This window comes from Enterobacter sp. MEB024 (assembly GCF_030209635.1).
Taxonomy (GTDB): Bacteria; Pseudomonadota; Gammaproteobacteria; order Enterobacterales; family Enterobacteriaceae; genus Enterobacter; species Enterobacter ludwigii.
Genome location: NZ_JARVRQ010000008.1, coordinates 178,375 through 191,868 on the forward strand (window position 1 = coordinate 178,375; position 13,494 = coordinate 191,868).

Consider the following 13,494-nt stretch of genomic DNA (forward strand, 5'->3'; position numbering starts at 1 on the left):
GCGACATGAAAAAACACAGGAACGTTAACTTATTGTTGATGCTGGTGTTACTGGTGGCCGTCGGTCAGATGGCGCAAACCATCTACATTCCGGCGATCGCCGATATGGCAAAGGAACTTAACGTCCGCGAGGGCGCAGTACAGAGCGTAATGGCAGCTTATCTGCTGACCTATGGCGTTTCGCAGCTGTTCTATGGACCGCTGTCTGACCGCGTCGGGCGTCGCCCGGTGATTCTGGTGGGTATGTCCATTTTCATGGTGGCGACGGTGATTGCCATTACCACCCATAACCTGACCATATTGATTGCCGCCAGCGCCCTGCAGGGTGTCGGCACCGGCGTCGGAGGGGTGATGGCGCGAACCCTGCCACGCGATCTCTATCAGGGCACCCAGCTCCGCCATGCCAACAGTTTGTTAAATATGGGGATTCTGGTGAGCCCGCTGCTGGCGCCGCTGATTGGTGGCCTGCTCGATACGATGTGGTCCTGGCGTGCCTGCTACGCTTTCCTGCTGGTGCTGTGCGTAATTGTGACCTTCAGCATGGCGCGGTGGATGCCGGAAACCCGGCCAACGGACGCGCCACGCACCCGCCTTATCACCAGCTATAAAACGCTGTTCGGTAACGGCGCGTTTACCTGTTATCTGCTGATGCTGGTTGGTGGCCTGGCGGGTATTGCCGTGTTTGAAGCCTGCTCCGGCGTGCTGCTGGGTGCCGGGCTTGGCCTGAGCAGCATGGTGGTCAGTATCCTGTTTATTCTGCCCATCCCGGCCGCGTTCTTTGGTGCCTGGTTTGCCGGCCGTCAGAACAAGCGTTTCTCAACGCTGATGTGGCAGTCGGTGATCAGCTGCCTGCTGGCAGGTCTGATGATGTGGATCCCGGGGCTGTTTGGTGTGATGACCGTCTGGACGCTGCTGATCCCGGCGGCGCTGTTCTTCTTCGGCGCGGGGATGCTGTTCCCGCTCGCCACCAGCGGCGCAATGGAGCCGTTCCCGTTCCTCGCAGGCACGGCGGGCGCACTGGTGGGGGGACTGCAGAACATCGGTTCCGGCGCGCTGGCCTGGCTCTCGGCGATGATGCCGCAAACTGGCCAGGCTAGTCTGGGTTTGCTGATGACGCTGATGGGGCTGCTGATTTTACTGTGCTGGCTGCCGCTGGCGTCGCGTGTTCCCCATCACGAGCAGCCGGTTTAACCGCATGATGGCCCGGCTTCTCGCCGGGCTTTTCACAAACAGGCGCGATCATGGTCTGCAGCAGCGGCTCTGGCGCAGGACGCCAGGCGCCCTCTTCCCCGTCGTAAAACTGAATATCCGCGTTGATAGCGTAGGGAATGTTGGCCTTTTGCAGTTCGCAGGCCATAAACGAGGCAAACGCCATTTGCGATGCGGTGGGGGTGAAGTGAGTTGATTCACCTACGCCCCAGCCGCCCACCCAGCTGACGTGACCGGTTTTTTGCTGCCAGTGCAGCGCGGTCGCAATGCGATTATGGATAGCCGCTTTCTCCGCCACCGTCCCGGACGTCCACGGATATTTACCGTTACTCTTTAGCGGACCCCACGGGAAAATGTGCCACTCCGCCAGCAGATAATTTTGGCTGTGCGCCGGGAGTTTCAGGCTGGGGAGATCCTCTGGCGCAGCCCGCAGACGTGGCGCGATGAAGATCATGCGATTAGCATCAATTGCATGAATGTCTTTGACGGTTTTCTCATAAACCCGGTTAAGCGACGCGGCGTTATGGTTGAGCTTGTCCGCCGGTTCATAAATCAGGTCAAAACCCAGCAGGGGATAGCTTTGGCCGAAGTAGTGCGCCACGGCAATCCACCAGTTAATCACCTCTTTTTCCGTCTCGGCTTTCGGGTCGTTTTTATATTCATCGGCCTGATAAGCGATAATCGGGATCACCCCGTATTGCTCGCAGGCTTCCACCAGCTTACGCAGATGAATCAGCCGCGCCTCCGTCGGTTCATCGGCCACGCGGATACGCACATGGCTGATACCCTTCGCACGAAAATCGCGAACCACCAGCGGATCGAACTCCCGAATGCCGCGCTCGGTGCGCGCCCAGTCCACGTCCATCCCCACGCCCAGCTTTTGCGCATAAAGCGCAGCCGTCAGCGGTGGCTCAGCGGCAATCACCCAGCCGGAAGAGAACAGTAACGCAGTGGCAATCAAAGGCTTTAACACGGTGTACCTTGCGAGAAATCAAAAGCATTACCTGTATTTAGCACGCTTTTTCACATTTGGTGTAGCGCCAAAGCGTAATAATTCTTCAGCCAGCCAGTTCTCTCAGCCAGCTAATAAAGGCATCAATTTTCGGCCACTGTCGTCCTGGCAGGGTCGACATGTAGTAATGCTGATGGCATTTAAGCGTTTTCTCCCCAAACGGTGCAATCAACTCACCGCGTTCGAGCCGCTTTTGTACCAGCCGTTTTCGCCCCATCGCGACCCCGACATGGTTCATTGCCGCGACAATCGCTAAATCAGAACGATCGAAGCCAATGCCCGATGATGATGGCATGTTCACTGCAAAATGTGCCGCCCAGCTGAGCCATTCGTCGGTACCGGAATCGTTGCTCCAGGCCTGGCGATCGTGCAGGAGCGTACAGTGGCTGAGGTGGCCGGGATTTTTCAGCAGGTCATGTTCCCGGGCATACGCCGGCGAGCAGACGGGTAAAATCGCCTCGTCCATCAGGAAGTGATGCGTCAAATTGGCTGGCGGCGTATCGTCGAAATAGAGCGCCAGATCGATACCGGTTCGCTGCATATTGACGTTTTCATTGCCGGTCAGGATGGTCAGCGAGATCGCGGGATAACGCCGGGTGAAATCCCCGAGCATAGGAACAAGCCAGCACTGGGCAATCGACGGGCGAGAGTAAACCGTCAACGTGCCGGACAGCGCCTGGTTCTTGATATCCAGGATCTCCTGGTTCAACGTATCCAGCGACGATTTCAGCGTCCAGTAGACGCGTTTTCCCTCCTGCGTCAGCTCCACTTTACGGTGGGAGCGGACAAACAGCGCTATCCCTAACTCCTCTTCCAGCAGGTTGATACGGTGGCTCACCGCACTGGGGCTGAGCGACAGCTCCTCCGCCGCCAGCGCGAAGGACTCGTGGCGGGCGGCCACTTCAAACGTATACATTTTTGACAGTTGCCAGCCGTTTAACAGCCGGTTTCGACCTTCATTTGCGTCATTCATCGCACTTCTCACACGGACTTTGCTGCTCAGAATACCGCTCAAAGTTGAATTTATGTGAACCAAATACGCATTAAGTGCGCTTTTTTGAGTCCAGTCACGCGTTTGATCCAATCTGGCTCACCTGAAAGGCAATTTATATCGTTTGTCAGCACCCGCTGATTTTTCGTCCAATACCCGTAAATAACATAAGGGTGAGGTGAGATATGGGTGCTCAGGTCTGGGTTGTGGCGACGCTGCTCATCAGCATCGCGTTAATCGTATTAACTATCGTAAAACTGAAGTTTCACCCGTTCCTGGCGTTGCTGCTGGCGAGCTTTTTTGTCGGTGCCATGATGGGAATGCGCCCGCTGGACATGGTGAATGCCATTGAAAGCGGTATTGGCGGCACGCTCGGCTTCCTGGCGGCGGTGATCGGGCTTGGCACCATCCTCGGCAAAATGATGGAGGTGTCCGGTGCGGCAGAACGCATTGGGATAGCGCTTCAGCGTTGCCGCTGGCTGTCAGCTGATGTCATCATGGTACTGGTGGGGCTTATCTGCGGCATTACGCTGTTTGTTGAAGTCGGCGTCGTCCTGCTTATCCCGCTGGCCTTCTCCATCGCCAAAAAGACCCATACCTCGCTGCTGAAGCTGGCCATTCCCCTCTGTACCGCGCTGATGGCGGTGCACTGCGTGGTTCCGCCGCACCCGGCAGCACTGTTTGTCACGAATAAGCTGGGGGCGGACGTGGGGACGGTTATCGTCTACGGTCTGATGGTTGGCCTGCTGGCCTCACTGGTTGGCGGCCCGCTGTTCCTGAAATTGCTGGGCGATCGCCTGCCCTTCAAAGCCGTCCCGGCTGAATTTTCTGACCTCAACGTTCGTGAAGAACACACGCTGCCCTCGCTGGGAGCCACGCTGTTTACCGTGCTGCTGCCCATCGGCCTGATGCTGGTGAAGACCCTCGCCGAGCTGAATATGGCAAGAGAAGGCACGCTGTATACGCTGCTGGAATTTATCGGTAACCCGATCACCGCCATGTTCATCGCCGTGTTCGTCGCCTATTACCTGCTGGGGCTGCGCCAGCATATGGGGATGGGTACGATGCTGACCCATACCGAGCATGGCTTTGGCGCCATCGCCAACATTCTGTTGATTATCGGCGCGGGCGGCGCGTTTAACGCCATCCTCAAAACCAGCGGCCTGGCCGATACCCTGGCGCACATTCTGTCGAACCTGAATATGCACCCGATCCTGCTCGCGTGGCTGGTGGCGCTGGTTCTGCACGCGGCGGTGGGGTCGGCCACGGTGGCGATGATGGGTGCAACTGCCATCGTCGCACCCATGCTGCCGCTCTATCCCAACGTCAGTCCGGAGATCATCACCATTGCCATCGGTTCCGGTGCCATTGGCTGCACGATCGTGACCGATTCCCTCTTCTGGCTGGTGAAGCAGTACTGCGGTGCCAGCCTGAACGAGACCCTGAAGTACTATACGACGGCGACGTTTATCGCCTCGGTACTTGCACTTGGCAGCACATTCCTGCTTTCTTTCATTATCTGAGCGCGAAGAGACGTACTATGGAAAACGCAACTATCAGCACCTTAACCGCACAGTTCCCTCTGATTGAGGATCTGATTGCCCTGAAAGAGACCACCTGGCTAAACCCGCGCACCACCTCGCTTGCTGAAGGGTTGCCGTATGTCGGGCTGAGCAAAGCCGATGTGGACGATGCGCATGCACGCCTTAACCGCTTTGCGCCGTATCTGGCAAAAGCGTTCCCCGAAACGGCGGCCACACAGGGGATTATCGAGTCCGAGCTGGTGGCTATCCCGGCGATGCAGAAAAGGCTGGAGAACGAATCGGGGGTGGCCATTCCCGGCACGCTGCTGCTGAAAAAAGACAGTCATCTGCCTATCTCTGGCTCCATCAAAGCGCGCGGGGGCATCTATGAAGTGCTGACTCACGCCGAGAAACTGGCGCTGGAAGCAGGGTTGCTGAGCGTCGAAGACGATTACAGCATCCTGCTGGAACCGCGTTTTAAAGCGTTCTTCAGCCAGTACAGTATCGCGGTGGGATCCACCGGCAACCTCGGGATGTCCATTGGCATCATGAGCGCGCGCATCGGCTTTCAGGTTACGGTGCACATGTCTGCCGATGCCCGTGAGTGGAAAAAAGCCAAACTGCGCAGCCACGGTGTGATCGTCGTGGAATATGAGCAGGATTACGGCGTGGCGGTGGAGCAAGGACGTAAGGCCGCGGAGAGCGATCCGAACTGTTTCTTTATCGACGATGAGAACTCCCGCACGCTGTTCCTCGGCTATGCGGTGGCAGGCGAGCGGCTAAAAGCGCAGTTTGCCGCACAGGGTCGCGTGGTGGATGCGGAACATCCGCTGTACGTCTATTTGCCTTGTGGCGTCGGTGGCGGTCCTGGCGGCGTGGCGTTTGGCCTGAAGCTGGCCTTTGGCGATAACGTACACTGTTTCTTCGCCGAGCCGACGCACTCCCCGTGCATGCTGCTGGGGGTCTACACCGGACTGCATGATGCCATCGCCGTGCAGGATCTGGGTATCGACAACGTGACGGCCGCCGACGGGCTGGCGGTTGGACGCGCGTCTGGCTTTGTGGGCCGGGCGATGGAGCGGCTCCTTGACGGGTTCTATACCCTTTCCGATCAAAGCATGTACGACATGCTCGGCTGGCTGGCGCAGGAAGAAGGCATTCGCCTTGAGCCGTCGGCGCTGGCGGGCATGGCCGGGCCGCTGCGTGTTCCTGTCGCATCCGCGAACGCGACCCATCTGGTCTGGGCGACCGGCGGCGGAATGGTGCCGGAAGACGAGATGGCGAAGTACCTGGCTAAAGGGAAAAAATAAACTGCAGATGGGTGACCGCAAACAGCAGTGACAACGACAGCACCGCGAGGGCGATCAGGAACTTATCGCGCACCGCCTTCGGCTGTACAAAATCGTCCTGCGTCACATCCATTACGTTGCGACTGCGGGTATAGCGCCACAAAACGATCGCCACAAGCGCCAGCACGACCAGTGAGATCCAGAATGGCACGCCTGTGCGATGCCAGTTGTGCTTGATGGCGAGGGCAATCAGCGCGCCATACCCCAGTAACGTACGCAGCCAGGCCAGCGACGTCCGCTCCGGCTGCAGACCGGGGTCGGCTTCGCGTCGCGCTTTGCGGTTATCCACCATACAACACCAGCACCATCACCACGCCCGCTACCGCCAGCAAAATCATGCTGATGATGAGTAACCCACGCGTATAGGGGAGATCCTGCTTGAGCCGCATCGCCTTTTCGTTACGCAGCCAGCGTAGGTAGCCGTAAATGGCCAGCACGCCGGCAAACAGGCACAGCAGCAACGCCAGCACTTCGCGGATCAGCGGCGTGGCAAAATCAGGCGCGAGCTGGTCAAGCCCCACACCCGCGGCGAGAAAGCCCAACGCGGTGCGGATCCATGCGAGGAACGTACGCTCATTAGCCAGCGAGAAGCGGTAGTCAGGGGCTTCACCGAGGCGGGAAATTTTCATGAAGATTCCTTGTCTGCTACAGGCAGGTTCCAGCATAGCGTAAATCGACAAGGACAAGGAGACCGGCATCGGGCGATGCCGGTCAGGACGATTAATGCAGCGCTGGCCAGTACGCTTTGTTGGCCTCGATCAGGTCATCCAGAATCGCTTTCGCAACGGAGGCGCTCGGCACCGTTTTCGACAGCGTAATCGCCTGCCACAATTTCTGGTACGAGCGCTGCTCCCAGGCATCCACTACCAGTTTTTCCACCGCTACCTGTTGGCTCATCAACCCTTTCTGGAAGTGTGGAATATCGCCCACCGTTAACGGCTCCGGCCCGTTATGACCGACCAGGCACGGAATTTCTACCATCGCGTCGGCATCAAAGTTATGAATGGCACCGTTGTTGGGCACAATCAGCAGCATGCGCTCCTGAGTGTTGAAGGCAATCGCAGTCGCCAGATCGACGATGTACGACGCATGTTCGTCGATTTCCAGCTCTCCGGCGGACGATACACCGGCTTCGATAATCGCCCGGCAGGCGCTGAACACATGCTTCTCACGGTGATCCATCACCTCGTTAGCGCGCGTGCGTTCCGGATTGGAGTGCGCGACCACGTAGTCCGGGAACAGGTAATATTTCAGATAGGTGTTTGGCATGGTGTCGGGATCCAGCGCCTGCACATCTTTTGCCTTCGCGAACGTGTCGTTCCAGCTGGCTTCGGTATGGGCATTGTCAGAGGGCGGCACATAGCCATTTTTCGCGACATATTCGCGCAGTTTCGGCATTAAATCATTGCCGTTTGCATCTTCAATGGATGTCCACCATCCGAAGTGGTTCAGCCCGTAGTAACGCACGCGCATCTCTTTACGGTCTTTAAGGCCGACTATCTGCGCCATACGCCCTTCAATGCCGATGGGCATATCGCAGATGTTGAGGATTTTGGCGTTGGGTCGCAGGCGACGGGTCGCTTCAGCCACGATGGCCGCCGGGTTCGAGTAGTTCAGCATCCACGCATTCGGGGAGTATTGCGTCATGTAATCGACCAGCTCCAGCACGCCGCCAATAGAGCGCATGCCGTAGGCGATCCCGCCGGGTCCGCAGGTCTCCTGACCCAGCACACCGTGACGCAGGGGGATTTTCTCGTCTTTTTCACGCATCGGGTATTTCCCCACGCGGATATGTGCCATCACAAAATCGACGTCGGTAAAGGCCGCTTCAGGATCGGTGGTGTAGCTAAACTCAATCTCCGGAGCTTGCTCTTTAAGGATGATCTTGCACGCCTCGGCGATGGTCTCCTGACGTGCGCCGTCGTTGTCATAGAATTTCAGCGCGCGCAGCGGAAAACGGTCACGGTTGGCTAACAGCATCAGGACGATACCCGGCGTGAAGGTACTGCCGCCGCCTGCAATGACAACTGAGAATTTTTTCATGATATAGCCTCTGTCAGGGTAGTTTGTTCGTTTGTTGAAGGGGTTTTCATCAGCGATTCAAGCTGGTCTCGCACCTGAGGGACGTGCAGTCCAACAATCACCTGAATGCCGTTGCCGCGTCGCACCACACCGTGTGCGCCCAGGGCCTTAAAGACGTCGTCGCTTTGGGTTTGCGCCATGTCGACCAGCGCGATACGTAAGCGGGTGGCGCAGTTATTAATGCTTTCGATATTGGCCGCGCCGCCCAGCGCCTGCAGGAATCCGGCGGCTTGCCCAACCTGCTGGCTGGCGGCAGCCGGTGCGGTGGTTTGCCCGCGCGCCGCTTTATAATCCGCCTTGCTGTAAAGTTTGACTTCGCTCTCTTCACGGCCCGGGGTTTTAAGGTTCAGCCGTTCAATCAGCGTTTTGAAGACCACGAAATAGAGGCCGGTGAAGCAAAGACCGATACCCATCTGGGTGAATACCGTCGAGGCGTGGTTGTGGAACATGGGGATCCAGTTTTGCGGCAGGAACTGGTCCAGCAGTCCGCCGCCCATGTTGCCCACGACGCCGAAGATGTACATCACCGTCGCCATCGTGGCGGCCAGAACGGCGTGGACGGCAAACAGCAGCGGCGAAATGAACAAGAAGGTGAATTCCAGCGGCTCGGTAATGCCCACCAGCACGGCGGTCAGCGTGGCCGGGATCAGCAGGCCTGCCACTTTGACGCGGTTTTCCGGTGACGCGGTGTACCAGAGCGCCAGCGCAATCCCGACAGAGCCAAACACTTTGGCGTTGCCATGAAGCGCAAAACCGCCTTCCGGGAACAGGGTTTTCAGCGGCAGCGTGCTTTGGCTAAATTCCTGAAGATGCTGCGCCCAATAAACCTGGATGCCGCCCTCGACCGCTGCCGGGCCAAAGATAAACGGACCGTAGACAAAGTGGTGTAATCCGGTAGGGATCAGAATGCGTTCCAGGAAGGTATAAACCCACACCCCCAGCGCACCGGCAGAGCGTAAAAAGGCCTGCAGGGACTCAATGCCGAGCTGCACTTTCGGCCAGCCCATCAGCGTCAGCCAGGCGCAGGGGATCATCACAAAGAACGCGAGGATAACGACAAACGAGGTGCCCTGAAAAATACCCAGGAAAACAGGCAACTGCTTGTCGAAATAGCGGTTGTGGATAGCGGTGACGATCCCCGAAATCACAATCGCCCCAATGATGCTGGTATCGAGCGTTTTGATACCGGCAATCATGGCCAGTCCGCTGCCAGCAGTGGGCTCAGCGGCGAAGTTGACGCCAAAGAAATGACCCCATGTCATCCCCATCGCATTGATAAAGTAGTTCCAGGTCAGAAAACTGATCAGCACCGCCAGGCAGGCGCGGCCCTGCGCCTGCTTCGCCAGACCAATCGGTAAACCCACGGCAAAAATCAGCGGCATGTTGCGAAACACCGCCCAGCCGCCCTCTTCAATGATGTGAACAATTTGCGCGAACAGATTATCGGGGGCGGTTAAGGCCTCGCCCACAAACAGCGGGTTGCGAAGCATGATGGCGATCCCGACCACGATCCCGGCAAAGGGAAATAACAACACCGGGGTAAACATGGCGCCGCCAAAACGTTGTATTTGACTGAGCATTTTTAAATCCTCACGTAACAACCTGTAGGGGGTAGAGGCCTTTATGATTTTTTGCTGGGCCTGAAGTGAGCATAAGAATTTACCCATGGGCGAACATGACGTGCCGCTGCGATTCGTGATCGCATTCATGGTTTTATTTTGACCAGTCAGGTCTACTTTTCGTTGTTAATATGGACATGTCAGGACGCAATCCACGCGTTAATACGGGCAGAGAGGTCTACTGGTGATCTACAAATCTATCGCTGACAGGTTGCGGCTGCGGCTGAATTCGTCGGACTACAATATCGGGAGTCCGCTGCCGGGTGAGAAAGCGCTGGCGCAGGAGTTTGGCGTGGCGCGGATGACCATTCGAAAGGCGCTGGATCTGCTGGTGAACTGGGGGCTGGTTGAACGCCGACACGGTAGCGGGACATTCGTGGCGCGTAAAGATGTCCACCACGAAACCACCAATCTGACCGGGCTGGTGGAGGTGCTGCGCCAGCAGGGAAAAGAGGTGCAGAGCAAGGTGCTACAGTTCGAAGTGATGCCCGCCCCGCCCGCTATCGCCAGCCAGCTCCGCATTCAGGTGGATGAGCGCATCTACTTCTCGCGCCGGGTGCGTTATGTCGACGGAAAACCCCTGATGCTGGAGGACAGCTTTATGCCCGTGAAGCTGTTCCGCACGCTTTCACTGGCACATCTGGAGGGGTCGAAGTTTGATTACATCGAGAAGGAGTGCGGAATAACCATCAGTGGCAACTACGAGAGCCTGACGCCGGTGCTGGCAGATAAACAGCTCGCCGGTTACCTGAACCTGCCGGAACAGACGCCGCTGCTGCGGATAACGTCTCTCTCCTACAGCGACAGCGGCGAATTTCTCAATTATTCCGTGATGTTCCGTAATACCCGTGATTACCAGGTGGACTACCATCTGCGGCGCATCCACCCGGACGATCTGCTAACTCATCCCCCAGAACAGCACCGCCAGTAGCTGCGGGGTAATAATGCGCAGGAACATCACCAGCGGGTAGACCGTGGCGTATGACAGCGCCGCCGCGCCGCTGGTGGCGTGCAGGTTGTTGGCAAAGGCCAGTGCGGGTGGGTCAGTCATTGATCCGGCGAGCATGCCGCAGAGCGTCAGATAGTTCATTTTGGCGAACATCCGCGCCAGAATCCCCATCGTCAGGAGCGGAATCGCCGTGATAAATATCCCGTAGCCGACCCAGCTCATCCCCTCGCCCTTCACCAGGGTATCGATAAAATCGCCCCCGGATTTCAGGCCGACCACCGCCAGAAACAGCACAATCCCCAGCTCGCGCAGCGCCAGGTTGGCGCTCGGCGGCATAAACCAGTAGAGCTTACCGATACAGCCGATACGCCCGAGGATCAGCGCCATAATCAGCGGTCCCCCCGCCAGGCCCAGCTTGAGCGCAACCGGAAAACCCGGGACATACAGCGGAATGGAGCCAAGCAGCACTCCCAGCCCGATACCGATAAAGACCGGCAACATCTGCACCTGCTGCAGTTTTTGCTGGGCGTTACCCACCATGTCCGCTACCGCATCAATGGATGACGGGCGCCCAACCAGGTTCAGGATATCGCCGAACTGCAGGCTGGCTTCCGGGCTGGCGACCAGTTCCACCCCAGCACGGTTAAGACGGGAGATCACGACGTCATAGCGCTCTTTAACCTGCAAATCGCGTATTTTCTTGCCAAGCACGTGCTCGTTGGTCACCACGACGCGCTCTACGCGCATATCGGTGCCGCGCGTGGAGAGCGAGGTCTCCACCTCCTGACCAATCACCAGCCGCGCGTTATTTAAATCCCCGGGCTGTCCGACCAGGTGCAGCAGGTCACCCTGCTGAATAATGGTCCCGGGCGCAGGTACCATCAGCATATCGTCACGTTTAAGGCGTGAGCAGATAATATTGGCGCTGTTCAGGATCGGCACATCCTGAATCGCCATATTGTTGAGGTTGGGGTTATCGACGCGAATGTTGATGGTTTTGATCGGCATATGGCCGTTGGTGAGCGTGGTTTCGTGGTCTTTTGCCTCGTTTTCGACGTTAATGCGAAAGAGTACCCGCACCAGCCACATGGAGAGCAGAATGCCACAAATCCCAAACGGATAGGCCATGGCGTAGCTCATCCCCATCTGGTCGACAATACCGGGAGAGATGCCAAGATCGCGTAAAATTTGCTGCCCTGCACCCAGTGCAGGCGTATTGGTGACCGCCCCGGAGAAAATACCCAGCACCACCGGCAGCGGAATATCGAAGAGCTTATGCAGAATGGCGGTGACCAGCCCTCCCATCACCACAATGCCGAAGGCAAACAGGTTCAGCCGTAATCCGGAGACCCGAAGGGAAGCGAAAAAGCCAGGCCCCACCTGAATACCAATGGTGTAGACGAAGAGGATCAGACCGAATTCCTGGATGAAATGGAGCATTTCGGCGCTGAGCACCAGCCCAAGCTGGTCGGCAAAATGGCCAACAAAAATCCCGCCGAACAGCACCCCGCCTATCCCAAATCCGACGCCGCGGATTTTAACATTGCCAATCCACAGACCCACCACTGCGACCAGGGCCAACACGCTAACGGTTAACGCGATATCACTCATGATCCACTTCCTGTGCATAACCTTAGTTATGCTAAGGATTCTCTCAGAGCCGCACGCGGTTGTATGGGCGATGGCGCACAAAAAAGCCCTGCCGGGGCAGGGCGTTATCTTTTCATCCTCTCCCTGTGGGAGAGGCAACAACCCGCAGAGGGTTAACTGTTCAGCGCAGGACGCTCGCTAATGGCGATACGCTGCGGTGCAATGGCTTCCGGCACGTTGCGGGTCAGGTCGATATGCAGCAGCCCGTTGGTAAATGTCGCGCCGGACACTTCCATATGGTCAGCCAGAGTAAAGCTCAGGCTAAACGGCTGATTAACCAGGCCCTGGTGCAGCCATTTGGTCTCGGTTTCTTGTTTTTCCGGCGTACCTTTCACGGTCAGGCGCGTGCCTTCGAGCTGAATATCCAGATCGTCCTGGCGGAACCCGGCCAGCGCAAGGGTGATGCGATAGTGGTTGTCATCGCTTTTTTCGATGTTGTACGGCGGAAACGTCTGTTGCTCGGTGGTGCTTTGCAGGGCATTAGCCAGTTTGTCAAAACCAATCCACTGACGCAGCAGGGGGGATAAATCGTAGTTACGCATACTAAATCTCCTTCTGAGAAGCGAGTTCGGCACAGTTTATTTTTGTGCGCAGTTGTTCCTGCAAATCCTCATGGATTCACATATGCTCCCATTACGGCAAGCAATTCTGGGTGGGCCGCTCGCGCGACCCGCATAATCAGTTGATCTCGATACGGCGCGGTTTTTTCTCTTCCGGAATCACACGTTCCAGTTCGATAAACAGCAGGCCGTTGACCAGGTTCGCGCCTTTCACGTGAATGTTCTCGGCTAACTGGAACTTGCGTTCAAAGTTGCGCTCGGCGATACCCTGATAAAGGTAGGTACGTTCTTTCTGCTCGGCCGTATGTGAACCTTTCACCACCAGCAGGTTGTCCTGCGCGGTGATCTCCAGTTCGTTCTCTGCAAAACCGGCGACGGCAATGGCGATGCGGTAGTGGTTTTCATCAACCAGTTCAACATTGTATGGAGGGTAACCGTTGCTCTGGCTTTGGTTATTTTCTAAATGGTTAAACAGGCGGTCAAAACCAATTGCAGAACGGTATAGCGGGGAAAGATCGAAGTTACGCATAAATAAAAGCTCCTGAAATCAG

At 57.0% G+C, this 13,494-nt stretch carries 13 protein-coding genes and 1 other annotated feature (1 of these 14 only partly in view); of the genes, 4 read left to right on the forward strand and 9 right to left on the reverse strand.

Annotated features, from left to right (window positions below):
* Nucleotides 1-5 precede the first annotated feature (5 nt).
* A complete protein-coding gene (gene emrD / locus QRN24_RS15345; RefSeq protein WP_020882737.1) occupies nucleotides 6-1,190 on the forward strand; it encodes a multidrug efflux MFS transporter EmrD in 1,185 nt (394 codons plus the stop codon).
* On the opposite strand, the gene QRN24_RS15350 is transcribed toward emrD, so the two are convergent.
* Both QRN24_RS15350 and dsdC read right to left on the reverse strand, forming a co-directional pair.
* A complete protein-coding gene (locus QRN24_RS15350) occupies nucleotides 1,093-2,181 on the reverse strand; it encodes a cellulase family glycosylhydrolase (RefSeq protein ID WP_284942866.1) in 1,089 nt (362 codons plus the stop codon). The genes emrD and QRN24_RS15350 overlap by 98 nt on opposite strands.
* Nucleotides 2,182-2,266: 85 nt before the next feature.
* The gene (gene dsdC / locus QRN24_RS15355) at nucleotides 2,267-3,193 is read right to left on the reverse strand and encodes a DNA-binding transcriptional regulator DsdC (protein ID WP_047355944.1); all 927 of its coding nucleotides are present in this window, start codon (nucleotides 3,191-3,193) and stop codon (nucleotides 2,267-2,269) included.
* Between the two features lie 203 nt (nucleotides 3,194-3,396).
* Between dsdC and dsdX the strand changes: the two genes are divergently transcribed.
* Nucleotides 3,397-4,734, forward strand: coding sequence for a D-serine transporter DsdX (gene dsdX, locus QRN24_RS15360; protein WP_014167979.1), 1,338 nt, complete (start codon nucleotides 3,397-3,399; stop codon nucleotides 4,732-4,734).
* A 17-nt stretch (nucleotides 4,735-4,751) separates the two neighbouring features.
* Nucleotides 4,752-6,044 carry a D-serine ammonia-lyase gene (gene dsdA / locus QRN24_RS15365; protein WP_032680040.1) on the forward strand — a complete coding sequence of 431 codons (1,293 nt, stop codon included), beginning with the start codon at nucleotides 4,752-4,754 and terminating at the stop codon, nucleotides 6,042-6,044.
* Here dsdA and QRN24_RS15370 read toward each other — a convergent pair.
* The 4 genes from QRN24_RS15370 to QRN24_RS15385 form a co-directional block, all read right to left on the reverse strand.
* Entirely contained in the window at nucleotides 6,028-6,375 is a 348-nt protein-coding gene (locus tag QRN24_RS15370) for a DUF202 domain-containing protein (protein WP_014167977.1), read from the reverse strand. The two genes, dsdA and QRN24_RS15370, sit on opposite strands and share 17 nt — an antisense overlap.
* Entirely contained in the window at nucleotides 6,365-6,712 is a 348-nt protein-coding gene (locus QRN24_RS15375) for a YidH family protein (RefSeq protein ID WP_020882741.1), read from the reverse strand. Before QRN24_RS15375 ends, QRN24_RS15370 begins: the two co-directional genes overlap by 11 nt.
* A 91-nt stretch (nucleotides 6,713-6,803) precedes the next feature.
* Nucleotides 6,804-8,126 carry a 6-phospho-alpha-glucosidase gene (locus QRN24_RS15380; RefSeq protein WP_014167975.1) on the reverse strand — a complete coding sequence of 441 codons (1,323 nt, stop codon included), beginning with the start codon at nucleotides 8,124-8,126 and terminating at the stop codon, nucleotides 6,804-6,806.
* A complete protein-coding gene (locus tag QRN24_RS15385) occupies nucleotides 8,123-9,745 on the reverse strand; it encodes an alpha-glucoside-specific PTS transporter subunit IIBC (protein ID WP_148576836.1) in 1,623 nt (540 codons plus the stop codon). Before QRN24_RS15385 ends, QRN24_RS15380 begins: the two co-directional genes overlap by 4 nt.
* Before the next feature lie 223 nt (nucleotides 9,746-9,968).
* On the opposite strand from QRN24_RS15385, the gene QRN24_RS15390 reads away from it, so the two are divergent.
* Nucleotides 9,969-10,715 carry a GntR family transcriptional regulator gene (locus QRN24_RS15390; RefSeq protein ID WP_014167973.1) on the forward strand — a complete coding sequence of 249 codons (747 nt, stop codon included), beginning with the start codon at nucleotides 9,969-9,971 and terminating at the stop codon, nucleotides 10,713-10,715.
* On the opposite strand, the gene QRN24_RS15395 is transcribed toward QRN24_RS15390, so the two are convergent.
* The 3 genes from QRN24_RS15395 to ibpA form a co-directional block, all read right to left on the reverse strand.
* Nucleotides 10,683-12,344 carry a putative transporter gene (locus tag QRN24_RS15395; protein WP_020882744.1) on the reverse strand — a complete coding sequence of 554 codons (1,662 nt, stop codon included), beginning with the start codon at nucleotides 12,342-12,344 and terminating at the stop codon, nucleotides 10,683-10,685. The two genes, QRN24_RS15390 and QRN24_RS15395, sit on opposite strands and share 33 nt — an antisense overlap.
* A 152-nt stretch (nucleotides 12,345-12,496) precedes the next feature.
* Nucleotides 12,497-12,925, reverse strand: coding sequence for a small heat shock chaperone IbpB (ibpB, locus tag QRN24_RS15400; protein ID WP_025202652.1), 429 nt, complete (start codon nucleotides 12,923-12,925; stop codon nucleotides 12,497-12,499).
* A 136-nt stretch (nucleotides 12,926-13,061) separates the two neighbouring features.
* On the reverse strand, nucleotides 13,062-13,472 hold the full coding sequence (gene ibpA / locus QRN24_RS15405) for a small heat shock chaperone IbpA (protein ID WP_008500162.1): 411 nt from the start codon (nucleotides 13,470-13,472) through the stop codon (nucleotides 13,062-13,064).
* Nucleotides 13,466-13,494 (reverse strand) — a sequence feature (ROSE (Repression Of Heat Shock gene Expression) occurs in the 5'-region of heat shock genes and acts as an RNA thermometer to modulate expression.) (it continues 44 nt past the right edge of the window). It overlaps the preceding gene by 7 nt.

Bases quoted from the DNA above. Each gene is read 5' to 3' on its own strand.
- emrD (WP_020882737.1), top strand. From the start codon at position 6: ATGAAAAAACACAGGAACGTTAACTTATTGTTGATGCTGGTGTTACTG.
- dsdC (WP_047355944.1), bottom strand. From the start codon at position 3,193: ATGAATGACGCAAATGAAGGTCGAAACCGGCTGTTAAACGGCTGGCAA.
- dsdX (WP_014167979.1), top strand. From the start codon at position 3,397: ATGGGTGCTCAGGTCTGGGTTGTGGCGACGCTGCTCATCAGCATCGCG.
- dsdA (WP_032680040.1), top strand. From the start codon at position 4,752: ATGGAAAACGCAACTATCAGCACCTTAACCGCACAGTTCCCTCTGATT.
- QRN24_RS15370 (WP_014167977.1), bottom strand. From the start codon at position 6,375: ATGGTGGATAACCGCAAAGCGCGACGCGAAGCCGACCCCGGTCTGCAG.
- QRN24_RS15375 (WP_020882741.1), bottom strand. From the start codon at position 6,712: ATGAAAATTTCCCGCCTCGGTGAAGCCCCTGACTACCGCTTCTCGCTG.
- QRN24_RS15380 (WP_014167975.1), bottom strand. From the start codon at position 8,126: ATGAAAAAATTCTCAGTTGTCATTGCAGGCGGCGGCAGTACCTTCACG.
- QRN24_RS15385 (WP_148576836.1), bottom strand. From the start codon at position 9,745: ATGCTCAGTCAAATACAACGTTTTGGCGGCGCCATGTTTACCCCGGTG.
- QRN24_RS15395 (WP_020882744.1), bottom strand. From the start codon at position 12,344: ATGAGTGATATCGCGTTAACCGTTAGCGTGTTGGCCCTGGTCGCAGTG.
- ibpB (WP_025202652.1), bottom strand. From the start codon at position 12,925: ATGCGTAACTACGATTTATCCCCCCTGCTGCGTCAGTGGATTGGTTTT.
- ibpA (WP_008500162.1), bottom strand. From the start codon at position 13,472: ATGCGTAACTTCGATCTTTCCCCGCTATACCGTTCTGCAATTGGTTTT.